General features: G+C 49.4%; 22 protein-coding genes, 4 pseudogenes and 1 CRISPR repeat array (1 of these 27 cut by a window edge). Of the genes and pseudogenes, 6 read left to right on the top strand and 20 right to left on the bottom strand.

Annotated features, from left to right (window positions below; translation table 11 throughout):
• Window positions 1–25: 25 nt before the first annotated feature.
• Window positions 26–1,333 carry a dihydrolipoamide acetyltransferase family protein gene (locus tag ACVX3G_RS04180; RefSeq protein ID WP_021322688.1) on the bottom strand — a complete coding sequence of 436 codons (1,308 nt, stop codon included), beginning with the start codon at window positions 1,331–1,333 and terminating at the stop codon, window positions 26–28.
• A 654-nt stretch (window positions 1,334–1,987) separates the two neighbouring features.
• On the opposite strand from ACVX3G_RS04180, the gene gloA2 reads away from it, so the two are divergent.
• Window positions 1,988–2,374, top strand: coding sequence for an SMU1112c/YaeR family gloxylase I-like metalloprotein (gene gloA2, locus ACVX3G_RS04175; protein ID WP_025038921.1), 387 nt, complete (start codon window positions 1,988–1,990; stop codon window positions 2,372–2,374).
• Window positions 2,375–2,471: 97 nt separating this feature from the next.
• Complete coding sequence (locus ACVX3G_RS04170) at window positions 2,472–3,458, top strand: Gfo/Idh/MocA family protein (RefSeq protein ID WP_033845277.1); 987 nt, start codon at window positions 2,472–2,474, stop codon at window positions 3,456–3,458.
• Window positions 3,459–3,553: 95 nt separating this feature from the next.
• On the opposite strand, the gene ACVX3G_RS04165 is transcribed toward ACVX3G_RS04170, so the two are convergent.
• The 14 genes from ACVX3G_RS04165 to ACVX3G_RS04100 all read right to left on the bottom strand — a co-directional run bounded on the left by ACVX3G_RS04165 (window position 3,554) and on the right by ACVX3G_RS04100 (window position 13,780).
• A complete protein-coding gene (locus ACVX3G_RS04165) occupies window positions 3,554–3,991 on the bottom strand; it encodes a DUF4275 family protein (RefSeq protein ID WP_014196879.1) in 438 nt (145 codons plus the stop codon).
• Window positions 3,992–4,219: 228 nt separating this feature from the next.
• Window positions 4,220–4,639, bottom strand: coding sequence for an arsenate reductase (thioredoxin) (gene arsC / locus ACVX3G_RS04160; protein WP_014196881.1), 420 nt, complete (start codon window positions 4,637–4,639; stop codon window positions 4,220–4,222).
• A 15-nt stretch (window positions 4,640–4,654) separates the two neighbouring features.
• Entirely contained in the window at window positions 4,655–5,722 is a 1,068-nt protein-coding gene (gene arsB / locus ACVX3G_RS04155) for an ACR3 family arsenite efflux transporter (protein ID WP_014196882.1), read from the bottom strand.
• Between the two features lie 21 nt (window positions 5,723–5,743).
• Entirely contained in the window at window positions 5,744–6,091 is a 348-nt protein-coding gene (locus tag ACVX3G_RS04150) for an ArsR/SmtB family transcription factor (protein ID WP_014196883.1), read from the bottom strand.
• 224 nt (window positions 6,092–6,315) lie between these two features.
• Complete coding sequence (locus tag ACVX3G_RS04145; RefSeq protein WP_014196884.1) at window positions 6,316–6,699, bottom strand: DUF1360 domain-containing protein; 384 nt, start codon at window positions 6,697–6,699, stop codon at window positions 6,316–6,318.
• 61 nt (window positions 6,700–6,760) lie between these two features.
• Window positions 6,761–6,946, bottom strand: coding sequence for a hypothetical protein (locus ACVX3G_RS04140; protein ID WP_014196885.1), 186 nt, complete (start codon window positions 6,944–6,946; stop codon window positions 6,761–6,763).
• A gap of 155 nt (window positions 6,947–7,101) precedes the next feature.
• A complete protein-coding gene (rbsB, locus tag ACVX3G_RS04135) occupies window positions 7,102–8,037 on the bottom strand; it encodes a ribose ABC transporter substrate-binding protein RbsB (protein ID WP_011232696.1) in 936 nt (311 codons plus the stop codon).
• Between the two features lie 34 nt (window positions 8,038–8,071).
• Window positions 8,072–9,016 (bottom strand): ribose ABC transporter permease, encoded by a 945-nt coding sequence (gene rbsC / locus ACVX3G_RS04130; RefSeq protein WP_025038926.1) that lies wholly within the window; start codon window positions 9,014–9,016, stop codon window positions 8,072–8,074.
• Window positions 9,013–10,506, bottom strand: a complete 1,494-nt coding sequence (locus ACVX3G_RS04125) for a sugar ABC transporter ATP-binding protein (RefSeq protein ID WP_014196887.1) — start codon at window positions 10,504–10,506, stop codon at window positions 9,013–9,015. The genes rbsC and ACVX3G_RS04125 overlap by 4 nt, the downstream gene beginning before the upstream one ends.
• 21 nt (window positions 10,507–10,527) lie before the next feature.
• Window positions 10,528–10,938 carry a D-ribose pyranase gene (gene rbsD / locus ACVX3G_RS04120; RefSeq protein WP_011232699.1) on the bottom strand — a complete coding sequence of 137 codons (411 nt, stop codon included), beginning with the start codon at window positions 10,936–10,938 and terminating at the stop codon, window positions 10,528–10,530.
• Complete coding sequence (rbsK, locus tag ACVX3G_RS04115) at window positions 10,938–11,831, bottom strand: ribokinase (RefSeq protein WP_011232700.1); 894 nt, start codon at window positions 11,829–11,831, stop codon at window positions 10,938–10,940. Before rbsK ends, rbsD begins: the two co-directional genes overlap by 1 nt.
• A complete protein-coding gene (locus ACVX3G_RS04110; RefSeq protein WP_011232701.1) occupies window positions 11,828–12,817 on the bottom strand; it encodes a LacI family DNA-binding transcriptional regulator in 990 nt (329 codons plus the stop codon). The genes rbsK and ACVX3G_RS04110 overlap by 4 nt, the downstream gene beginning before the upstream one ends.
• Before the next feature lie 307 nt (window positions 12,818–13,124).
• Window positions 13,125–13,241 (bottom strand): DUF3789 domain-containing protein, encoded by a 117-nt coding sequence (locus tag ACVX3G_RS04105; RefSeq protein WP_013146530.1) that lies wholly within the window; start codon window positions 13,239–13,241, stop codon window positions 13,125–13,127.
• Window positions 13,242–13,327: 86 nt separating this feature from the next.
• Window positions 13,328–13,780, bottom strand: a complete 453-nt coding sequence (locus ACVX3G_RS04100) for a VanZ family protein (RefSeq protein WP_011232703.1) — start codon at window positions 13,778–13,780, stop codon at window positions 13,328–13,330.
• Window positions 13,781–14,295: 515 nt separating this feature from the next.
• On the opposite strand from ACVX3G_RS04100, the gene ACVX3G_RS04095 reads away from it, so the two are divergent.
• Window positions 14,296–15,018: a PIN domain-containing protein gene (locus ACVX3G_RS04095; protein ID WP_011232705.1), complete on the top strand. Its 723-nt coding sequence runs from the start codon at window positions 14,296–14,298 to the stop codon at window positions 15,016–15,018.
• A gap of 341 nt (window positions 15,019–15,359) precedes the next feature.
• Here the strand turns inward: ACVX3G_RS04095 and ACVX3G_RS04090 are convergent.
• Together ACVX3G_RS04090 and ACVX3G_RS04085 are read right to left on the bottom strand one after the other, a co-directional pair.
• Window positions 15,360–15,512 (bottom strand): annotated as a pseudogene (locus ACVX3G_RS04090) (amidohydrolase); the annotation flags it as partial.
• Between the two features lie 388 nt (window positions 15,513–15,900).
• Entirely contained in the window at window positions 15,901–17,313 is a 1,413-nt protein-coding gene (locus ACVX3G_RS04085; protein ID WP_033012449.1) for a DDE-type integrase/transposase/recombinase, read from the bottom strand.
• 430 nt (window positions 17,314–17,743) lie between these two features.
• Between ACVX3G_RS04085 and ACVX3G_RS04080 the strand changes: the two are divergent.
• The 3 genes and pseudogenes from ACVX3G_RS04080 to ACVX3G_RS04070 all read left to right on the top strand — a co-directional run.
• Window positions 17,744–18,268, top strand: a pseudogene (locus ACVX3G_RS04080) (UPF0236 family transposase-like protein); the annotation flags it as partial.
• Between the two features lie 685 nt (window positions 18,269–18,953).
• Window positions 18,954–20,165 (top strand): MFS transporter, encoded by a 1,212-nt coding sequence (locus ACVX3G_RS04075; RefSeq protein ID WP_020278768.1) that lies wholly within the window; start codon window positions 18,954–18,956, stop codon window positions 20,163–20,165.
• Window positions 20,166–20,728: 563 nt separating this feature from the next.
• Window positions 20,729–22,291 (top strand): annotated as a pseudogene (locus tag ACVX3G_RS04070) (IS1634 family transposase); the annotation flags it as partial.
• Window positions 22,292–22,579: 288 nt separating this feature from the next.
• Here the strand turns inward: ACVX3G_RS04070 and ACVX3G_RS04065 are convergent.
• From ACVX3G_RS04065 to ACVX3G_RS04055, 3 genes and pseudogenes are all read right to left on the bottom strand, one after another.
• Window positions 22,580–22,855: pseudogene (locus ACVX3G_RS04065) on the bottom strand (sodium:solute symporter family protein); the annotation flags it as partial.
• Window positions 22,852–23,052: a DUF3311 domain-containing protein gene (locus ACVX3G_RS04060; protein WP_011232711.1), complete on the bottom strand. Its 201-nt coding sequence runs from the start codon at window positions 23,050–23,052 to the stop codon at window positions 22,852–22,854. The pseudogene ACVX3G_RS04065 and the gene ACVX3G_RS04060, both read right to left, overlap by 4 nt.
• Window positions 23,053–23,088: 36 nt before the next feature.
• Window positions 23,089–24,276 carry a M20 family metallopeptidase gene (locus ACVX3G_RS04055; protein ID WP_223812554.1) on the bottom strand — a complete coding sequence of 396 codons (1,188 nt, stop codon included), beginning with the start codon at window positions 24,274–24,276 and terminating at the stop codon, window positions 23,089–23,091.
• Between the two features lie 153 nt (window positions 24,277–24,429).
• Window positions 24,430–24,516: a CRISPR direct-repeat array (repeat unit 30 nt) (it continues 542 nt past the right edge of the window).

Here is a 24,516-nt window from a genome sequence, read left to right as displayed (position 1 = left end):
ACATGTCCTCCTAACCGAGCGCCGCCTACCGCACGTCCAAGAGCAACACTTCCGGATTTTCCAAATAGTGCGCCACCGTCCGCATAAACCGCCCGGCCGGCTCGCCGTCAATGACGCGGTGGTCAAAGGTGAGCGACATCCCCATCATATCGCGGATGACGATTTCATCGCCGACGACAACCGGGCGCCGTTTGATCGCATGAGCCCCGAAAATCGCCACTTCCGGATAGTTGATGATCGGCGTCGCAAACCAGCCCCCGCCCGCCCCGGTGCTCGTGATCGTAAACGTGCTTCCTTGCAGCTCCTCAAGGCGAAGCGCCTGGCGGTGCGCTTTTTCTGACAGTTCCGCGATTTCGATGGCGAGCTCGCGGATCGATTTTTGATCGGCGTCACGGATGACGGGGACGACGAGACCGGCTTTCGTCGCCGTCGCGATGCCGATGTGATAGCGCTTTTTCAAGACGATTTCATTCGTCTCTTCATCGAGCGAAGCGTTAAACATCGGATATTGCTTCAGCGCCCTTGTCACCGCTTTAATAATAAACGGCAAATACGTCAGTTTGATACGTTCTTCCGCCAATTGATTGGCAAGGTGCTTGCGGATTTCCACCAACTTCGTGACGTCCACCTCGTCCATGCCGGTCACATGCGGCGCCGTGTACATCGATTTCACCATTTTTTCGGCGATTTTTTTGCGCAAGCCTCGAAGCGGGATTCGCTCTTCTTCTTCAAACACCGCATCCAAACTCGCGATGGATGTCCATGAGGCTATACTCTCCTGCCGTCCTCCGGCCGCACTCGCGCTGCCGGTCGGCAGAACGCCGGCTTCGTTCGCTTCCCTTCTTGCCGCCTCCGCCACCGAAGCGGCCGCCTCGCGCTCCCTGACATACCGCTCCAAATCGGCGAGCGTCACCCGACCGCCTTCGCCCGTTCCTTCCACTTCATCGATCGGAACACCCATCTCCCGCGCCCGCTTGCGCACAGACGGCGCGGCAATCGCCCGTTTGCGCGCAGGACGAGGCGTTTCTCCATGCAGAACAGGCACGGGCTCCCGAACCGAATCTTCGATGGGCGCGGCTTCCCCCGCGACCGACGCCTCGGTTTCCACGACAATCAACGGCTCTCCAACCTTCACCGTCGCCCCTTCCGGTCCGGCAAGCGCCACGACTTTGCCAGCGACCGGCGTCGTCATTTCGACCATCGCCTTATCGGTTTGAATTTCGGCAATCGGCTGATCCGCCTTGACCACATCCCCTTCCCGGACAAGCCAGCGAATGATTTCCGCTTCATGCAGCCCTTCACCGATGTCGGGCAATTTAAATTCATAGATCATGTGATATCCCCTTCCCCTTGTTCTCATGTTGTGATTGGAAACAAAAACAATGGTGCAGCATCGATGGTGTGGCGATCATGAGGCAGTACAACGGTTAAGCGCTTACAAAAAACGTGGTGAACATTCGCTTTTTCTGCCAAAATATCAAATGAATATTTCAAATTTTCTAACCTACAAGATTTATGATAGTATATAGATTGTCAGGCTGTCAATATAAGGAGAGCGGACATTTTTCGCCTGCTTCGACAATCATCGACAGGCGTTTCCATTATCGCAAAATAATAACTGTCGGTTCGATTCGCCCCAAGCATCGAAAGCTGGTAAAAACGATGCAGGTTTCATCGGTGGGAGGCCACTTTTTAACGACATCCTAGAGGGCTGGTGAAAAACGACCGATTTCGCCGAACCCGTTGCTTTCGGCTGAAAGAGAAGCGTTGATTTTACAGGATTTCTCAATTTGAGAAGAGATTCCGTTTTCCGCGACTTTTCACTAAATCACCAGCCTTCTAGAAGGCCAATGAAAAATGGCTGTCACGCGCAAATCAGCGGCATTTTTTAAAAAAAGTTGGTTCTACAAGGTTTCTCTAATTGAAAAACGGATAAGTTCAACGGTATTTTGCAATACATCACCCGTCTTATATAGGAGGAGTCGACATGCGTCTTGCCACGATTCACCATATCGCCATTATTTGCTCGGACTATGAGCGGTCGAAACGATTTTACACTGAAATTCTCGGATTTCGCCCCATCCGTGAGCAATACCGCGCCGAGCGCCGCTCGTACAAACTCGATTTAGAAGCGGACGGCGGCATTCAGATTGAGTTATTCTCCTTCGAACACCCGCCAAAGCGCCCAAGTTGCCCAGAAGCGTGCGGACTGCGCCATCTTGCTTTGGCGGTGGACAACCTCGATGAAGCCATTGCCTACTTGCGCCAACATGGCATCGATGCCGAACCCGTCCGCGTTGATGAAGCGACCGGAAAACGGTTCACCTTCTTCCAAGACCCGGACGCGCTGCCGATCGAGCTGTATGAAAACTAGAGAGAAAAGCGCACTTGCTCAATGACGATGACAAAACGAAGCCCCTCCGTTAATTTATGGTACAATGAGGGTCGATACGATCAAGGAGGGAAACAATATGGTGCGATTCGCGACAATCGGCACAAACTGGATCACCGAAGCGTTTATTGGCGCCGCGCAGCTCGTCGATTCCATTGAACTCGCCGCCGTCTACTCGCGGACGGAGGAAACAGCGAAGCGTTTTGCCGAGAAAGTCGGAGCGCCGCGCACGTTCACTGATTTACACGAACTGGCGAGCAGCCCTGACATTGATGCGGTCTACATCGCGAGCCCGAACGCACTTCATGCCGAGCAGGCGATCTTGCTCATGAACCACGGCAAACACGTCTTATGCGAAAAACCGCTCGCCTCGAACGCCAAAGAAGTAAAGGCGATGATCGAAGCGGCCGAGCGAAACGGCGTCGTGTTGATGGAAGCGATGAAAGCGACACTGCTCCCCACATTCCGGTCCATCCGCGAGCACTTGCCGAAACTCGGCCGCATCCGCCGTTATGTGGCGAGCTACTGCCAATATTCATCGCGCTATGACGCCTATAAGCAAGGAACGGTGCTCAACGCCTTCAATCCGGCTTTTTCGAACGGAGCATTGATGGATATCGGCGTCTACTGCCTGTACCCGATGGTGGTGCTGTTTGGCAAGCCGAAGAGCCTCAAAGCACAAAGCCTCAAGCTTGAATCGGGGGTAGACGGCGAAGGAACAATCGTCTTCGACTACGGGGGGATGGATGGGATCGTCTTTTATTCGAAAATCGCCAATTCCTACTTGCCGGCGGAAATCCAAGGAGAAGAAGGAAGTATGATCATTGACGCCATCCATACGCCGACCAAAGCGGAAATCCGCTACCGCGACGGGCGCGTCGAGGACATCACCGTCCCGCAAGACAAACCGCCGATGTATTACGAGGCGGAAGAGTTTATCCGTCTCATCGAAAGCGGGGAACGGGAGTCGTCCATCAACTCACACCGCCATTCGCTTTGGACGATGGAAATCATGGACGAAGCGCGAAAACAAACCGGCATCGTGTTCCCGGCCGACGAGCGATAATAAAAAGGTTCCAACCTAGTCTTCCTGGGGCTCGGTTGGAACTCTTTTTCTTTCTGTCTCATTGGATTTCCTTGGCCGCCGATAAGCCATGGCTGTTACCTTCTGCTAAAATACGGGCCAAGCCATCCGCTTTCATGCGTCATGACAAACGTCCAGTTGAACTCGCTGTCCACCACATATAGATCGATTTTGTCGTTTTCCGCTGCCAGATCGGCGGCTTTCAATCCGGACGCATCCTCCACGGTGAACGCATCGTCGCCATGTTGAAAGAAAAGATAGCAGCACGTTTTCTCTTCTTGATCAAACGCCATTTCCGCTTCTTCTCCTGTGAAACAGCCTCTCATCCCATAGCTGAACACATGCCATAAGTAGCCGTTGACTCCATTCCGATTATGAAGGTGGATGTGTTGTTTTTCTTCCACAGTCAAATGGCCGGCAAACACCTTTTCCCACTGTTGTCGCCATTGCGCTCCGAAACCGGACTGTTTGCGGATTTTGATGTTTCGGCGAGCTAACTGATGAAATAACTCCATTTCGTTTCTCCCCCAGTGACCTGACGTGGCACCGCCTTCATCGATGTGCTCATTTCGTCTGTCAAAACGTTCGATGGATCGACAAGATGGCTTCTCACCATCTTTGTCACGCCGAGCGGTTTTCGTCCGCCCAGCCACTTCCCCGTTTCCGGCCGCACTTCGACGAGCAGCTGCTGCGCACCCTATGCAAGACAGTTTCCCCGCTCTTTGCGCCTTGCCGCCCCGTCCCTATTCACCCGTCTCGGCAAACCGGCGGATGCGCGCGCCAATTTCATCGCGGACGCGGCGGAACACCGCCAGCTTCTCCTCTTCTGTCCCTTCCGCTTTCGCTGGATCGTCAAAGCCCCAATGGACGCGCTTCACGTGCGGCGGAGTGACCGGACAATGGTCGGCCGCATGGCCGCACAGCGTCACGACCAAATCAGCACGGTTCAGCAAGTCCGGGTCGATGACATCAGACGTTTGCTTCGAAATATCGATGCCGACTTCTTTCATCACCTTGACCGCATTCGGATTGAGCCCGTGCGCTTCAATCCCGGCGCTGTACACATCCCATTCATCGCCTAACAGTTGTTTGGCCCAGCCTTCCGCCATTTGGCTGCGGCATGAGTTGCCTGTGCATAAGAAATAAATGATTTTTTTCTTCATCGTTGATTCCCACCTTTATTTTGATTCTGGAGCAGCAGAGGAAAAATACTTTCGCTGAAACGCTAAAGCGACGTTGACAAGCGCGAGCATCACCGGCACTTCAATAAGCGGACCGATGACCGCCGCAAACGCCGCGCCCGAATGAATGCCAAACACCCCAATGGCGACGGCAATGGCCAGCTCAAAGTTGTTGCTTCCCGCCGTAAACGCGAGCGTCGTCGACACCGGATAACCAGCCCCCCATTTTCTCGCCAAAAAGAACGACACAAAAAACATGATAACAAAATAAAGAAGCAACGGAATGGCAATCCGGACGACATCAAACGGCAAGTTGACGATCATATCGCCTTTGAGCGAAAACATTACGATGATCGTGAACAAAAGCGCAACGAGCGTCAGCGGGCTGATTTTCGGAACGAATACCGTGTCATACCATGACCGGCCTTTCACTTTCACAAGCGTAAACCTTGTCGCCATGCCGGCGAAAAACGGAATTCCCAAATAAATAAACACCGATTTCGCCACTTCCGCCATCGTGATCTCAACAATCGCCCCCTTAAGCCCGAGCCATTCCGGAATGACTGTCACAAACACGTACGCATATAGCGAGAAAAACAATACTTGAAACAGTGAATTGAAGGCGACAAGTCCCGCTGCGTACTCTGTGTCACCGCGCGCCAAGTCATTCCAGACGATGACCATGGCGATACAGCGGGCGAGCCCGATTAAAATCAAACCAATCATATACTCCGGCTTGTCAGGCAAAAAGACGACCGCCAACAAAAACATGAGAATGGGACCGATCACCCAGTTTTGCACGAGGGATAAGACGAGTACCTTCACATCTTTGAACACGCGCCCCATCTCTTCGTAGCGCACTTTCGCGAGCGGCGGATACATCATCAAAATCAAGCCGATCGCAATCGGAATCGACGTTGTCCCCACTTGCAGGCGGTTCAATCCATCCACCAACCCAGGAGCCCAAATTCCGACTGCGATCCCGACCGCCATCGCAAGAAAAATCCATACCGTCAAAAAGCGGTCTAAAAACGACAACCGCTTCGGTTCGCAACAATCCACCATCATTCACCTCGTCATTCAACATCAGCACCCGCAGCGGGCCGTCGGATTCGCTGTCTCGATTTTGCGAATGTTTTCGCCTTGGTCCGGAACGTACGACAACACCGCTTGCAACAGCGAGTAGTATTCACTTTGCGGCCGGAGCGAATAATACACCCATTGCCCTCTCCGCTCTTCTTTGATCAGCCCGGCATCTTTTAACTTACGCAAATGCTGGCTGATCGCCGGCTGGCTGGTCGAAAACACCTCCAGCAGCTCGCACACACAGCATTCCCGCTTATTCAAAATCGCCAAAATCGTCAGCCGCGTCGGATCACCAAGCAGCTTTAATACCCGGGCTGTCGCTTCCATCTCCATCGCGAGTTGCGGCATATCACCCCTCCGTTCATCATCATATCATGATTTGCTTATATAAAAACGAACAACCATCATGAAACGGCCACGCCAACCAATGAAATGGTTTCCGCCAATCATTATATAATTAAGTACTTATATAAGTCAACCATGATGTATCGACAAAAGCAAGAAAAGCGGGCGTGCCGCATGTTTCCGCCGTACGCCCGCAAATGTTTCCCGCCCTCTGCCGCCGACACACCTTAGTCCATCCGCTTTTTCACCGCTGACAGAAGATCGATTGCCTTCGTCCCCACCCCGACGAATGTTTCCAAAATCGCTTGCGCCCCTGCAATCGAAAAAATGAAAATCAGCGGCATAGCGATAGTCGGAATGAAAAAATAGCCAAGCGCGATCAACATCGCGCTCCACACCCCCGCGCACCAATAACAATTCAACAAGTAGCCAAATTTGGAGGTCGGCACTTTCTTGATTTCCGTATGCCCGTCCTCACTTTTGACTTTTTCTTTCTTCATAAACGGATTGCGCAGAAACTCGGTAATTTTGTCGAACACAATCAAATGGGTAAACCGATAGCTGGCCAAAATGATCATGATGTACGTCATCCAGTCGAGTTCGCGAAGCATGGCGAGTCCCTTTCTTTTTACATTTCGTCCCTTGTATTATGGACCAAAAGTCGTTTCATTATCACATGACCGCCACAATACCAGGAGGAACAAAGCCAGCTGTCCACCTTTTTGCGCAGCCACAAAACGTCCGCATGAAACCCTCCTCTTTGTTTTTCTTCTTGGGCACAATCATTTTCTGGTATAACTTATCTTCTTCACCCCAAGTTTGGCGTGACTCGGCAAACAGCATTTTGACCTTTTTCATGTGCCTGCAATGTCCTTTAACCTGTCGAACTTAAAATGTCACTTGACGATTCCAAACGTTGAAACAACCACAAAAAAACGAGATGTGCAAACAGTCGCCTCAACGGGAGCTCCCTCTGCGGCGCACATCTCGTTCACGCGAAAGAATATTACGCGTTATTGCCCTTGAACCAATTCGAGCGGAACCGGAATAAATTTTTCCACTTTCTCCCCTTTGTGAACGCGAATGGCGGCTTCTACCGCCTTTTCGCCAATTAATGCCGGTTTTTGTGCGACCGTGGCTGCCATTTTGCCTTCTTTCACGGCTTTGACTGCGTCATCTGTCGCATCGAATCCGACCACAAGGACGTTGTTCATTCCATGTGCTTGCAACGCCTCTAAAGCTCCTAAGGCCATTTCATCATTATGCGCAAAAACCGCTTGAATGTCTTTATGGCTTTGCAAAATGTTTTCCATGACCGCCAGTCCTTTCGCCCGGTCAAAATCTGCCGCTTGTTTGGCCACAACTTTCATATTGGCTGCTTTGTCAATGACTTGGTGAAATCCTTCTCCACGTTCACGAGCGGCCGAGGAACCAGGAATCCCTTCCAATTCCACAATGTTTCCACCGTTTTTCAAGTGATCGACAAGAAATTGGGCCGCCATTTTCCCACCAGCCACATTGTCAGAAGCGATATGGGTGACCACTTTCCCGCCGTCCGCGCTGCGGTCGACCGTAATGACCGGGATGTTGGCGCTGTTGGCGGATTCAATCGCAGAAGCCACGGCGCTCGAGTCCGTCGGGTTGACCAAAAGCACATCGACCTTCTGCTGGATCAAGTCTTCAATATCGTTAATTTGTTTCGCCGAATCATTTTGGGCATCAACCACAATCAGCTCTGCCCCTTCATCCTTGGCGGCTTTTTCAGCCCCTTCTTTTAATGTGACAAAGAACGGGTTGTTCAAGGTGGAAATGGACAAACCGATTTTCACTTCCCCATCCTGTTTCGTTTTCCCTTTGTCGCTCGATGCGTTGTTCTGGTCGAGCGAACATCCACCCAACACGCCGCCTGCAAGCAACAATGTGGCTAACAAACCAACTGCTTTTCGCATTTTCATACTCCCCCTTATTTTTTGATAACATCTATCATACTTCTTTGCGGCGGTCTAACAGCACCGCAAGAAGAATGACCGCTCCTTTGATGACTTGCTGGTAAAACGACGACACATTGAGCAAGTTCAATCCATTGTTCAATACACCGATAATCAAGGCGCCGACTAACGTGCCGAAAATCCAGCCTCTTCCTCCTGACAAACTGGTGCCGCCTAAAACAACGGCCGCAATGGCATCCAACTCGTACGCCGTTCCCGCTGTCGGCTGCGCGGAATTCAAACGGGAAGTTAAAATGAGCCCCGCCAAAGCAGATAACGCCCCTGTTAGGGCATACACATATATTTTGAGTCGATCAACGCGAAGTCCCGATAGACGGCTCGCTTCTTCGTTCCCGCCAATCGCGTACGTATGGCGGCCAAATGTAGTCTTTTTCAATACTACATACAAAGCGATATAGACCGTGAGCATCAATATAATAGGTACGGGAATGCCGAAGAAATAACCGCGCCCCATCATCTGAAACAGGATGTCATCAGACGCAAACCCTGTAATCGGGCGACCGTCCGTGTAAACGAGAGTCAAGCCGCGAAACGCCGTCATGGTCGCCAGCGTGGCAATAAAAGGAGCCACTTTTCCTTTGGTGACCAAGACTCCGTTCAAGACGCCCATGGCCGCGCCTGCTAATAAGCCGACGAATATCGCAACAAATCCATTGACCCCTTGCGCCATCATTCCTGCTGTGATCGCGCTTGATAACGCCAACACCGAACCGACCGATAAATCAATGCCTCCCGTTAAAATGACAAACGTCATGCCAAAGGCGATGAGCGCGTTAATCGATACTTGCCGCAGGAGATTGAGCCAGTTGTCCATCGTCAAAAAGTCATCGCTCAATATGGAAAGCACGATGCATAGCAGAAACAGCCCGATCAAAGGCCCTAGTTTTTTCACATCCCATTTTCGCTTTGCTCCCATCATCGATTCCCCCCTGTCGCCGCCCGCATGATGGTTTCTTGATCCAACCCGTCGTTTTCCAAGATCGCTTGCACTTTCCCTTCATGGACGACCATGACGCGGTCGCTCATGCCCAATACTTCCGGCAGTTCAGAAGAGATCATAATGATCGCGGCGCCTTGGGCAGCCAATTCATTGATCACTTCATAAATCTCTTTCTTTGCCCCAACATCCACGCCGCGAGTCGGTTCATCCAAAATGAGGATGCGCGGGTTCATCGCCAGCCATTTGCCGAATACGACTTTTTGTTGATTCCCGCCGCTCAATGCTTTCACGGGTAAATCTGGGGAAGAGGCTTTAATATTCAACAGATGAATGTATGTCAACACCACGTCCCGTTCTTTCGATGACTGGATGAATCCCGCTGTTGCTAATTGTTCCAACTTCGGCAAGGTCAAATTCTCATGGACGCTCATCTCGAGAATGAGCCCTTTTTGCTTTCGGTCTTCGGTAATCATGGCGATGCCATGTTCGACGGCTTGGCGCGGAGAACGGATGCGCACAGGACGCCCGTCGATATAGATGTCTCCTTCATCGAATGGTCTGGCTCCGAAAATCGCTTCCATGATCTCGGTTCGCCCCGATCCCATCAGTCCCGCCACACCAAGCACTTCACCGGCTCGCACAGAAAACGATACATTCTCAAACAACCCTTTTTTCGTGAGCCGCTCTACGCGCAGCCGTTCTTCTCCAATGGTGACGCGCCGTTTTGGAAAGCGTTCCCCAATTTGCCTGCCGACCATCATTTGAACAATTTCATCGAAGTTCGTTTCCTTTACTCGTTTCGTTCCGATGAACTGGCCATCGCGGAGAACCGAAATCCGGTCGCAAATGGTAAAAATCTCTTCCATCCGATGTGAAATGTAAACAACCGCGACGCCTTGCTGTTTCAAGGTGCGAATAACAGAAAATAAAGCCTGAATTTCCCGTTCCGTCAGCGCCGCTGTCGGTTCATCCATAATAAGGCACTTCGCATTCGTCGAAATGGCCCTGGCAATTTCGATCATTTGCTGTTTTCCGACAGACAACCGACCGGCGAGTTCTCGTGGGTCAAGGTCCATCCCTAATCTCCGCAAATAGGAAGCGGCCTGTTGCTCCATTTCTTTATAACGAATGACACCCGTTCTCCCGATTTTCGGCTCGCGGCCAAGAAAAATGTTTTCGGCCACCGTCAATGTTGGAATGACATTCAACTCTTGATGAATCACGACAATCCCGTCGCGTTCCGCCTCTTTCGGATGACGGTAATGCACTTCGCGCCCGTTGACAACAATCGTTCCCCCATCCCGCTCATAAATGCCGGTCAACACCTTGATGAGCGTCGATTTCCCCGCTCCGTTCTCTCCCATCAACGCATGCACTTCTCCAGGAAGCACTTCAAAATCAACGCCATTCAGAACGATATTGGCGCCAAACGATTTTTGAATCGACCGCATGTCAATCAAGGGCCTCATCGTTTCTGCCCTCCTTTTCCTTCAGAAATCTTTCGATGAAAAACTTACACCGGAACGCAGAATGATATTGGCATAGGGGGTTGCCTCTCCTGTGCGAATCACCGCTTTCGCCTGCTTCGTCATCGCTTTGAATTGTTCGTGGGGAACAAACTGCACAGGCACACCACCCATTCTTGCCCTGATGCTTTCGTATAAATCCGGATTCTGGTCTTTGATCTCCTCGGCTAGTACGATTGCTTCAATTTCCAATTCATCAACAACCGCATCCAACACGGATAAAAAGGGCGGAAACCCTTTGACGAGAGACAAGTCGATGCGCGCCTGTTCGTTCGGAATCGGCAACCCGCAATCGGCAATCACGATCGTATCGGTGTGCCCGAGCGAGGCAAGCAGCGTGTTCAATTCTTTATTCAAAATCCCGCTTTTTTTCATCAGTGACTCTCCTTCTGTCTGGACAAAAATGATTCGACCTCTTGCCGTCTCGGCATCCCAGCTTGCGCCCCAAGTTTCGTCACCGACAAGGCCGCCGCCGCATTGGCAAACCGACACGCTTCATCAAGCGGCTTCCCTTCTGCCAACGCCACGGCAAGCGCACCGTTAAACGTATCGCCCGCGCCCGTCGTATCCACGACGGGAACTTGGAAACTTGGAATGAGCCGTTCTTGTCCATCTTGCCAAATGCGCACCCCTTTTGCCCCTTCGGTGACAATCAGCTTATCGGCAAACGCTTCTTCGTCCATCTTGTCGAACAAAATCGTCCGTTCATGTTCATTGGGCGTCAAGAAACTCGCCTGCTCAAGCACCGACGGCGGCAGCGGCTGGGCCGGAGCGGGGTTGACGATGACGCGCACGCCATGGCGATGAGCGATCGAAACCGCCCGTTCCACAACGGGAAGCGGAATCTCGAGCTGCAATAAGCAAACATCGCTTTCGGCGATCACGGATTCACATGAATCGAGATCTTCCGGCGTAAGCGCATGATTCGCCCCAGGAACGACGATGATCCGATTGTCCCGCTCAGAAATCGTAATGGAAGCAATGCCTGTACTCCCATGTGTAACCGGTTTCACATAATCGACGGAAATGCCCTCATTTTGTAACGAACGGATGAGCTCTTGACCAAACGCATCATCCCCCACTGCGCCAATCATCCGAATGTTGGCGCCGAGGCGGGCGGCTGCCACCGCCTGATTCGCCCCTTTGCCGCCGGGAGTGGTGAGAAACTGTTCGCCTAAAATCGTCTCTCCTTGGTTTGGAAATCGCGCCGCCACAGTGACTAAGTCCATGTTGAGGCTGCCGATCACCGTAATGGTTGGTTTGTTCAAGTCAATCCCCTCCTTGACGTCGACTGCCGCACCACAAGTTGAACCGGAAGTTGATAATGGAGCTTTTCAAGGGGCTTTCCCTCAATTTGTTTAATTAAAATTCTTGCCGCCATGGCCCCCATTTCGTAAATAGGCTGAGACACGGTCGATAGTTCGGGTGTTGTCATTTCCGTCAGCGGGATGCCGTCGTAGCCAATAATGGCAATATCATCCGGAACCCGCAGCCCGCATTGCTGAACCGCTTTCAAAGCACCGACCGCCATCGCGTCGTTGCCGGCAAAGATCCCGTCCATATCATGTTCAGCCAACGCGGCCATCACCGCTTCTTTCGCCTGCTTCAACTGGTAATTCCCTTGAATGACGAGCTGACGATCTCCCAACCCTAACGCCCTCATTTCATCTTGATAGCCGCGGAAACGCTCCATGGCGTTCACCACGTGGTTGGGCCCTTGAATATGGGCAATCCGCCGGCAGCCCACTTCATACAAATGCCGCGTCGCTAAACGAGCTCCCTCGTAATTATCCGCGACCACCGACGGATAACGCTCATGCAACGGACGGTCGAGCACGACAATCGGAACATCCCATTCCTCGACTTCTTCCGGCGCGAACTGATTCGTGGTCAAAATGACGCCGTCCACATATTTTTGCTTTAACACTTCGATGTATTCTCGTTCTTTTTCTACTTTCTCATCGGAATTGCATAGAATGACCGTATAGTCATAAATATTCATCACATCTTCCACCGCGCGAACGAGTTCGGGAAAGAACGGATTGGTAATATCAGGGACAATGAGTCCGACTGTTTTCGATGTCTTTTTAAACAGAGCTCTCGCCACTTCATTCGGTTTATAATTGAGCTCTTTCATCGCCTGTCTAACCCGTCTTTCCGTTTCCTCATTAACATATCCATTTTGATTTAACACCCGCGAAACGGTGGCGACGGAGACACCTGCACGCTTTGCCACATCACGAATCGTTGCCATGTTCGCTTCCTTCTTTTCTGTCTATGTGTAACCGGTTACACATAGTATATCCTATTTTTTGTGCGCCATCAAGCTTTTTTTAAATACTAGTGATTTAAGGGGAAATGTTGCTCCCCAGCAACGTTTCTCAAACTAAAAAACCTTACAAAAAAACATAATTTTATCCCCTTCAACTTTTCGAATCCGTTGTACTTCGTCGGTCTTTCACGGCGGTTCTCAAACAATGTGCGGCCTTTTTTGCAAGCTGACGTAAACATGATCGCACAGCATTTTCAAAAAAAATCCCTTGCCTGCCGCAAGGGACTTCTCACTTTTCCCTCCACCGTTCGCTCGCTTCATCCGCCCGTTTCGCGGCCACCATCATGCTCATGATGACGAGCATCACGAACGAGCCGACAAACATTCCCGCGATAAACGCGACCATGGCTCTCTCTCCCTTTTCTCGCAAACTTGTTATTTGCCATTCTTTCCTTTTACATCTAAGCCGATACATCGGGAGAGCTCATTCTATTATACGCCGCGTTTGACCGCACAATGCTTTGTCCTTAACCAATGGCGGCAAACAAAGACGATCAAAAGCGCAATCAGCGCCCCGCACGAATCAATCGCCACGTCTTTTGGCGTCGCCGTCCGCCCTGGTTCAAACGATTGGTGCCACTCATCGGTCGCCGCGTAGGCGGTCGCAAACAGCCAAGCGCCTGCATACGCAAACCGCTTGGGCAACAGCGCCCGCCACACAAGCGCGGCCAAAATGCCAAACTCCGTCAAATGCGCCGCTTTGCGAATCAAAAAGTTCAAAAATGGCGGCCCCTCTTCATCCCCGCCGCCAAACGGCAAGTACGATAAAATCATCTGCAGCACATGCGCCGTATTCGCCCCAGTGAACCAGGAAGACTCGCTGAACGTGTAAATGACGACACACCAGAGAATGACAGGAAGCCAGCGGGAAAGGAAATCTCTCATCGTTTCACCTGCCAACACCTTTTTACCAACAAAACAAGGTACCTAAACAACAAACGAAAGTAGACACCTTGTTCGCTAAACCCTTTACCATCATAACAGGGATGGTGATATTTTTCCATTTTCTTTTTTGAAAGCTTCTTCACCGTTGTTTTAAAATCGTTCGCTCACAGGCTGGAAAGAAGACTTCTTTTCCGTTCCCCTTTTCTTTCACCCATTCCCCTTTTAAGGGAGATTCTCTCCGTGTTTATGTTTTCATGAACAAGGGTATAGTAGTAAAAGAAAAATCTGTACATTTTTTCTGGCCAGCATTATAATTTTTAGAAAGGAGAATCAATGAGGTGATCAATATGCCCTCCGCTTTGGAAACGAAAATGAGGGTGACACTATCTTGCACGGAACAGGCCAACAAACCGAATAAGGATCTTTCATTTGCCGAATTACGAAAAAAAATAGCCAAACCTTCTCCCTTTGGCAAAAAATTAGTAGACATCTACAAACAAGGACGGTAGCCGATTATGTCGTTTGTGATGACATATGAAGATGCCATAGATGAACATTTTGGACAAGCGTCTATATACATCGATGCTTGTTTTATTTTGGCCTATATGGACTCCGATGATCCAAGGGGAGATAAGGTATGTGAAATCCTTCAAAAATGGCATAACGAAGGTGTAACGAAATTAGGGATAAGTACACATGTATTTGGGGAAGTGGTACATAACTTATTCATTCAAGAAATTCTATTACCATTAGAAATCTACCATAAAAATCAATCCAATTTACATTCAAAGTCTCGCCAAAATCATCCCCTTGGAGAATTAGAAGAAAGCGTACCCTTCCTATATAACGTTTGGAAAAAACATATTCCAAAATTCTACAAGAAGAACGTTTCTATTAATATTTCAGAATTAATCAAATTCGTGAAAATGAATTATCCCTCACAAAGAAACAAGTTGCAAATCTTCTACAACAGTTCCATTGATCGATATAATGAATTTTTATCTGCCATAAGGCAACATTTCCGCATCGAATTCCTAACAACAGATGCCAACATTCAAGATTTAGCCTTGGCTCAAATGCGGCTCCTTCAGCTCGAAGCCTATGATGCCTTGCACTACGCCATTGCAACATATCATCATTATGACTACTTCGCTACGCTTGACGGCGATTTTGTCCACGCTCTTTACAACCAAGACCTCGACCTAGCACCGATCACAAAAATTGTCAAAATCGCCTAGCCTTGTCGTCTTGATCGAATCGAAGTCCAAAACAAACATTAAGGAAGGCAAAGAGTCCCCATGCTCTCTTTATTTCCTTTATCCACTCATGTGAGCTACACCAAGTTCAACCATGTGAATTAGCGACAGAGAAAGAGCATGCAACTCACATTTCGCACCCTGAATAAAAATTCGAAATAAGCCCGATTTGACCGAATAAAAATTAATTATTTTACATTTTTTATAAAAAATTATTTTTATGCGAATATTCTGGTTATTTTTTGTATATTATGCAAAGGTTGCGAAATATGAGATGCAATATATCGATCCGCCTTTATGATGTACAAAAAAGCGGAAGCATCCTACTCTACTTCCGCCAACAGTTTCAACGTCGCCGCGACAAACATTTGCACGCCGATCTCAAGCGCGTCTTCGTCAATCGTAAAGCGCGGGTGGTGGTGCGGGTAAACGATGCCTTTTTCTACATTGCCCGCGCCGACGTAGAAAAAGCATCCGATCTTCACCCCATCGTCGTTGGAGGCGATCGTTCTGCAATCGCGAGGCTGTCCCCGTGTGATCAACGCATTGGCCACGATGTGCCTGTTGTACGGGCATCAGCTGAAAAAGGACGTCATTGAGGTAGCGTCAAAAGTTCTATGAAAACTCCACACAGATCATCCCATTGAGCATCGTGGGGCATGCGGAGGGCCGGATTCGCCCTTGACCAACACCCGCCAAAGGTGCGGAAGAGTCGTCAAGGGCGACGGGGACAAAAAAGAAGGCAATAAGAAAGCCGCCCTTGCCATGACCGAATTTTACCTTTGGCGGTGTTCGGTTGGTCAAGGGTTCGCTTCGCCGAATCCGGCAGGAGTTCTGTTCAACGGGCTCCGGCGGACAAAAAAGTCAGGCCGCCTCTTGTTGGAGAAACGCTTGTGCCATGGCGATCAGCTTCGTCCACCGGGCCGGCATATGCGGAAGATCCGCCAGTTCCGGGATGACGACCGGCACCCGGCCTTCGAGCGCGCTGTGTGGGCGCAGAAAGTTGAAATACGCCACAAACAGCGTCACAAAGGACACCGAGCCTTCTTCCGCACCAAACCCATGGGTCGGGCGGTAGTTGCCTTTAAAGGTCCGGTTGAATCGCTCGATGATCTGCTTGAGAGGGCGAAACTCTTCCGAGACCGGATCCTCATTGGTCAGCCCGATCACTTGGCGGACGTCAAATGAAATCCCGTGTTGGGCGAAGAAGTGTTGCGCCAGCAGGTAAATCGGGTTGCCATCCACGACGAACGACAAGTCGTCTGGGAGGGACGCTAGCTTCCTGAGGACATCATCGATGGCCTTGATGGCCGAGAGCGTGTCCCGGTTGGGCGAGACGCGATACGACAGCACGATCTTTTTGACGGCGTCAAACATAAAGAACAGGTAATGCCAGCGCCCTTTGACGCGAATATACGTCTCGTCCCCGCAAAACGAACCGGACAGCTCATACGGGAACCGGTCGACAAAGGGCTTGATCCAAAGCGCGACGCTGTTGGCGTAGTTGAGCACCGTCTGATGGGAGATCGAGACGCCATGGATGTCCTTCATGGCGGCGGCGGTCTCCCTCGAGGACATCCCAAAGTTGACGTAGTACGTCAACACGAGCCCCAACACGTGCGGCGACGCAGCCAGCCGGGACAAATCGACCTTCGGCTTGATGAGCGACGAGGAAGCCAACGGGAGAAAGTCAAACAAGAACTCTCGAAACAAATACCGCACCTTGAAGGCTTGAGGATCCTGTTGAAACTGTTGGCGCTCCTTCTTCGTCATCCGGCGAAGGTTGGCCTGGTAAAACGGGCAAGCGTTGTTCTTGCACTTATAGATGTTGTATTCTTTGCGTTCCTTGATTTTTTCCAGCGTCTTTTTGCAGTGCGGGCAGCGAAAGACCGCTTGCTTGGTGAACCGATTTCGGTGGTTGAACCGGCACTGGCACACTTTGCATTGGTATTGCCCTTTTCCGCCGTTATTGGCGTACAGGTAAGAAGAGGGAGCCTGGCAGCGAGGGCAGGTCAACGAATCCGGAACACGGTGTTTCGCCTTCGCGCGGCGCTGGATGGGCCGCAAAGGACGTCCGTGCTGGGCTTCGTAGTCCGCCAACAACTTCCGGTAATCAAGGGTTTCCGGTACATCGATGATCGGAAGGTCATCGATCTGAAGTTTTCGGTACGGTTTTTGGACGGGTTCGTCCAAGTCCTTACGATTCAGGGATTTTCCCACGATCACACCCATGAGATACACAATGATTTGATATTGGGTCTTGATGATTTGAAGCAAATAGGCTAATCATTGAGGTAACAAAGCTTGTCACTCCTTTGTTTTGGCTGTTGAGTGTGTGGTTACCTCAATGATGGCCGAAAACAACGGGGGTGGCAAGCTTTTTTTCTTCCAACCGTTGAAACTCAAGGGAAAACCGTGAGTGTGGAGGATAAACTTTTGACAATACCGTCATTGACGAGGAAGTGGTGCGCATGGCCTTAGAGGAAATGGGGGTATTAGCACGAAAGGAGCCGAATCGGCCTCTTTTGTGCTTTCTCTTTTCCATCATTCCATCAGGCGCGCTGGAAATCTTCATTTGAAAGAGCGTGCAAACGTTCCGAAAGAATGTGCAAAGTCCGGAATAATCGGCAAAAATTTTGCACATTATTTCGGAATCCATCTGAAATAATTTGAAAAAGGGATTCTGAAAGAATGTGCTAATTTACACGTGCGAAAGAAGCTGGCAAAACAAGACGAAGAAGGGATTCTCGTGGAGCTGAACAGCACGGTCGGCACGTTGGAGGACGAAGCGAAAGAACAACAGCTGGCTGCCATGATCCGCCGGATCGAGTCGATGCCGGGATGCATCCAGGACGATCGGGAGTGGCTGTCCGAGCAAGGGGTGGAGACGACCGGCATGCGTCCGATGGGCCACGCCGAGAGCGTGATGAGCCGGTTTGCGCATCGGGTGAAATCCCGCCGCAGCTGGAAAGACCAAGGGCTTCGGGCGTTTCTAAAAGCGATGGTGGCCCGAATCGACGGGATCGGGTGGAGAAAGGGGCAGTTGGAGGAGGAAGAGCCCCGGAGGGCAGCCTCGGCCTCGACGAAGTCCAAGCGGATCGAACAGGCCAAACGGAAGGCAGGACGGTTGTGGGTGGATGTGGTGCGTCAGAATATACCGTGTCTGCAACGATCATCCGGGACGCCGATCCATCAAGCGTTGTCGGCGCTCCGGGATGGTGGTTGGATGTAAAAAATGGAATACAATATGATCACCTCAAGATGAGGGATGAGGGTCCGAAAGCACTTACGATATCAATTCCTGAAAATGGTTCACTAACTAGTGATTGACAACGCCCGTAGTGAACCGAAAAAATGTTCTCCACAAAGTCTTGACTGACTCTAACACTAGGAAAAACTTGTGGATTCCTTGGTGATGTGCTAATCTATTCATGAGACATGAACCTCCTTGTGGGTAGTTGTGAGCACATCTATTTTACTCAAGGAGTCCCGTTCATGTCTCCTTTTTTGTTTGATTGTCAATTTATGTTAGCAAATTTGCTCATCTACAGTTCTTTAATACAAAATATAAGATATTTTGAATGGGATCAATCCAAGGAATTACCGGAAGTAAGTTTGACCGGTTATCTACAGTTGTCTAAACATTTTAATGAAACTATCAGCTAAATACCACCTTCTATGGGTGGTGTTTTTTATTCAACATAACATAAGATATGTTGCATTCAACGATATCCGACAAAACGAGACGAGGTATTACAAAAAACTCTTTACATTACCGTATTTTCCCGATAAAATAATTATTGTAATAACTGTAATATAATGAATATTTAGTTATATTAAAACCACCCCTTATCCTATGTTTTGATTTTGTTCTGTTTCACAAGTGCGTTACATGCCTAGTCTCAATCTTTCTAAGGGTGATCATTTTGAACGCTACAAAATTTTGTATAGCAACGTTTCTTTCAAACTTGGGGGACGTCATATACAGTGTTGTTATAGCTTGGTATATTGCTGACGTTTTACAATCAGGTTTTTTGATGGGAGCAGTTTTATTTTCCCTAGGTTTGTCGAGATTTATTGCTGGGCTTCTTTGCGGACCGGTTATTGATCGAATAGGGGCAAAGTTGTTTCTGTGGTTGTCAGACATGATAAGGACAATCATTGTGTTAGTTTTGGCTATTCTGTTATGGGATCATACTATCTCTTTTGTAATTCTCATAATGGTCTCCGTTTTGTTTGGAGCGATTGATGCTTTTTATTGGTCAGCCTCAGAATCAATAAAGCCAAGATTAGTCGCTACTGAATATTTGAGTCGTCTCAATAGTCAATACTTCACTGTTGTAAGAACAACGATCATTTTGGGCCCTTTAATAGCCGCTTGGATGGTTGAATCAATCTCAATAGAACATTCCTTGATAGCCATTTCTATCTTATATGCATTTTCAACTTTTTTAATTTTGTTTATTGACTCTAAAAATAGTCATCTTGAAAATATAAACGATAATAATGATAAAACTTCTTACTTTTCGGATTTAAGACTTGGTTTTAGTTTTTTGAATAGACAAAAAATGATTTTTTATTTGGTTATAACTATGTTTTTTGTAAATATTGGAGCAAACGGGGTTAATGTATTGTTCCCTTTTTTAGCTAAAAATGTTAGTGATGATGCTAAGTATTTAGGATATATATATTCATCGATGTCAATGGGAAGTTTGTTAACTGGTTTAATCTTTTCAGTTAAAAGCATTCACAAGGTTGAATTGAAGATTATTTATTTATCTTTTCTTTTACAAGCTACTGGTATTGCCGCACTATGTTTCACCCAAAATTTTTTGATTATTCTAATTTTCGTTTTTGTAATTGGCTTAATTACTGGTTTTATAGGAGTCCTTATACCTACTTTTGTTCAACGTTCTGTGCCTATTCATTTATTAGGAAGAGTTAATAGTATTATGATGGCGATTTCAATGCTTTCAACGCCAGTAGCCCAGTTTATTTTTGGGGTCAGTGTTGATTATTTCAATATAAAATATCTTTTCTTCATTGCAGGTGCTTTGGGTATAGTTACTAGTTTATCTTCGTTATTAATTAATGTGAGAAAAGGTACGCCAAGAGAAACTGTAATGTAAAGGAGGTGTTAAGCTTGAATATATTAGTTGGCGTTACAGGTTCTTCAGGAGTTGTTGAACTACCTATGTATTTACGAGTTTTTAGAGAAAAACTAGATGCTAACTCACATTTCGCACCCTCTCGACGAAAATCGGGAGGATTTTTTCGTTCCGATGTCGAATGAATCCTTGACACACAAGGAACGTAAAGGAGTTTTTCTCTTATGAACGTTCAAGTCAAAAAGGTCTATCGCAATTCTTATTTGAATATAATAAGTGCCCTATTCAAGAAACTGGGTCTGCCTCAATTGATTGACCATCTGTTTTTTGCAAGAAAAAAGTGCAGAGTATTGCAGTATATAAATTCGTTTATACCGCATAAAAATTCAATCTGAATTCTCGCTATTAAGGGCTTGACATGGAGCCTCTGCAGCCATGATTCTTTTGCCAAGCGGCCAGCTGTAACAGATTTGGCAAACCCAAACAGGTTATCATGGCTACCCCTCCATGTAAAGCCCCTCTGCATAACCATTTGCATAGAAATTTTGCACATCTCTGCACTTTAATTTTGCAATAAACACCATCTCGTGCCCGTCGATCCGCAGTGCCAAACGCGAGTCAGCGATGCCGTTCAGGCCATCCTCTACAATGTGTTTGACGGCCGGCAAGCCCTTGTTCACTTGGAACATTGGGCTCAGGAGGTCGATTGTGAGAAACTCATCCGTCCCGATCTCCATCCTTCCTGGTTGAACGACGATGCGTTGGCCCGTCATCTCGATCGCCTGTATGAGGCTGGCATTCACAACGTCATCAGCACTTGCTTGATTCATATTTATCTCAAAGAAGGCCTTTCCCTCCGAGCCTTCCACGCCGATACGACGGACAAGACCGTTTACGGCGCGTATGAATCGGCCTCGTTAGAGGCCTTACAAATCACACATGGCTACAACCGCCATCATCGTTGGCAAAAACAGATCGGTTTCGGACTGGTCGGCAACGAGGACGGCATCCCGTTTTACGGCGATGTGCACGATGGCAACCTGCCCGATAAAACATGGAATCCCGAGGTGCTGTCTCGTGTCCATGAACAGCTGAAGCAGGCCAAAATCGAAGACGAATGGATTTACGTGGCCGATTCCGCCGCGATGACGAAAGAGACCCTGGCGCAAACCAAAGCGGCCAACGCCTTTTTGATCACCAGAGGCCCTTCGTCGCTCCGGATCGTGAAAACCGCGCTGGCCGAAGCGGATGCTGAGGACACGACGTGGAGCGATCCCTTTACGTTGGCGGAGAGAAACGGCGCCACGTACCGGGTATGGGAAACGGCCTCGACGTATGAAGGCCACCCCGTTCGGCTGATCGTTGTTGAATCGAGCGCGCTCGACCAGCGAAAAGGAAAGACGCTTGAAAAAGAACGAACCAAAGAAGCGGAGCTTCTTCGCGAGGAACAAGCCCGTTGGGAGCGTCACCCCTTCTCCTGCCGGGAAGATGCCGAACAAGCCTTGGCGTCCCTCAAGGCGTCCCTTCGCCCCCGGTTTCATCGGGTTGAGGCCGCGGTCGAAGAGATCGTACGCCCGAAAAAACGGCGCGGACGGCCGAAAAAAGGGGCGGAACCCGAGGTGGAGACGCTGTATTTCTTGCACCTTGACGTCGAATTCGACCAAGACGCGTGGGAACAGGCGAGACGGAAAGCGTCCCGGTTTGTCCTTGTCACGACCGTTCCGAAGGAATGGAAGGGCCAACCCATGGATGCCCAAGAGATCTTGAAGCTGTATAAAGGGCAGATCTCGGTGGAAATGAACTTCGCTTTTTTGAAAGATCCGTTTTTCACGGATGAGATTTACGTCAAAAAACCAGAACGGGTCGCAGTATTAGGCTATTTGTTTCTGTTGGCCTTGGCTATTTACCGCGTTTTTCAGCGCCGAGTGCGTCAGTTTATTACTCCAGAACACCCGTTGAAGGGTCCTGGAGGCCGCAAGCTGACCCGGCCGACGGGACAGGCGATTTTTCAGCTGTTTCAATATGTGAACGTCGTCCTGTTCAAGCTGCCGGATGGGCGCATCCAACGCTCACTGGATCGCTCCCTTACCCCTGATCAGCGAAGGATTCTGCAGGGATTGGGCATGGATGAGAGCATCTACGTGTAACGTGATACGGAACGACCAGCGATGGTAAAAAAAGGATTGCCATCGCTCGTTGTGTTGGTCAAAAAGTTATTCTGAAAAACTAAATAAAAAATCCTTTGTTTTGACCTTGTTAGGGTGCGAAATGTGAGTTATAACGTATAAAATTTATTTTTAAAAGAAAAAATTAATAAATCGTGTGCCTATGAAATTCGGTATTTTTTCCTAGGATCCGCATCACGAAACCCTTGATATAACAGCATTTTGGTCATTTCCATTTGCCTAAAATGACCTCAAAACTGTCGAACTCGGGGGAAGCATCCAATACGATAACACATAGGCCAGGCAGCCGTAGGCAATGATGTAAAACGTCGGCCCCCCTTTTCCATAGGCCCAACCGCTCCCACCAAGGAAGGTAAACGTTGTATAAATCTCGCCGGCCATCAAGAGAAACACAAAAATCGTTCCGAACCCGCGGCCACCGACGGTCCATTGCTCCAAATTCATGTCTTTTCCTTTTCGCGCCTGCACCCCTAGATAAAGAGACAGCAACAAGAAAGCAAAAATCATCACTAAGGCCGAGTTCATGTCTGCTCATCCTCCTTCACCGCAGGGTCAAAACGATACACGATGGCCATGATAACCGAAGTGGCGATCACCCAAGCGACCAGCCAAAAGAGAAGCAACGGCATGCCAAACACGTACGGAGTCACTTGATTCACAAAAGGAACGCCGCCGAGCATGCCGATAAATGGGACAATCATTAACCAACGGATGCTTTTCATCTTCTCTCCCTCCTTGGATATGTCAAGCGAAAACAGCTATTCCGCCCCCGCCAACAGTTTCAACGTCGCGGCGACAAACATTTGCACGCCAATCTCAAGCGCGTCTTCGTCGATCGTAAAGCGCGGATGGTGATGCGGGTACACGATCCCCTTTTCTTCGTTTCGGGCGCCGACGTAAAAGAAGCTGCCCGGCGCTTTTTGCAAAAAGGCGGAGAAATCTTCGCCGCCCATGTTCGGTTTCAAGCGGGCGACGGCTTCTTCGCCCAATAGTTCACGCGCTGTTTCCTCAATGACGTGGGTCACTTCATCGTAGTTGATGACCGGGCGGTAGCCGTAGTCAAATTGAAACTCATACGAGGCGCCGTGCGCTTCGGTGATTCCTTTGACAATGCGCTCCATCCATTGCGGCACCGTGCGCCGCAGCGTCTCATCAAACGTGCGCACTGTCCCTTGGATTTCGACCTCCCCAGGCAGGACATTATGCGCCGTACCCGCCACAAATTGCGTCACGGACAGAACAAGCGGCTCGAGCGGGTCGACATAGCGCGAGACGATGTGCTGCAAGTTCGTCACGACTTGCGCTCCGATGGCGATCGCATCGATCGTTTGGTGCGGCATCGCTCCATGGCCGCCTTTGCCGATGATGCGGATGAAAAAGCGGTCGGGTGCGGCCATCATCGGCCCATACACAATGCCGATTTTTCCGCGCTCAAGCGGCGACCAAAGGTGAGTGCCGATGACGACGTCCACCCCGTCCATGACGCCGGCTTGCACCATCTCCTCCGCCCCGCCGGGGAACAATTCTTCCGCGTGTTGGAACAAAAAGCGGATTTCACCGCGAATGTCATCGCGCAGCTGGGAGAAAATTTTCGCCGTCCCGAGAAGCATCGCCGTATGGCCGTCATGTCCGCACGCATGCATCACGCCTGGGTTTTTTGAGGCAAACTCAAACGTGTTTTCCTCTTGAATCGGCAATGCGTCCATATCAGCGCGAATGGCGACGACCCGGCCTGGCTGTTGGCCAATGAGCCGCGCCATGACGCTCGTTTTCGTCGGCCGCGACAACTCAAGATGGCCGAATGATTGCAGCGTCTCGTACACAAATTGCGCCGTTTTCTCTTCCTGGAACGACAATTCGGGATGGACATAAAGCGGCTGTATAACAATAAAAAACTCCTGCCTAAAACAAACGGCAGAAGCGGATCGCCGGTATCGCACAGACATAGCCCGCGAATGCTGATTCATCTCTTTCAGTCATCTTCGCCAACTCTTAACCTCTCTCCACCGCACAGATTTAAACCTATGTGCGCTCCATGGAGTTGCTTACGGTGTGATGAAAAGCGTTTATTGCGACGATCGTTCGCACAAAACACGAAGGTTTCAATCTCTCACAGGTACGATAAAAACTCAAATGTCCGGAATGTGGGTCATCAATGAGCGGATAGTTTCAATCCCTCATAGGTA

This window comes from Geobacillus sp. PLS 41 (assembly GCF_056494105.1).
The sequence above is the reverse complement of the archived record's forward strand: the minus strand, read 5'-3'. Positions and strand labels throughout refer to the sequence as shown.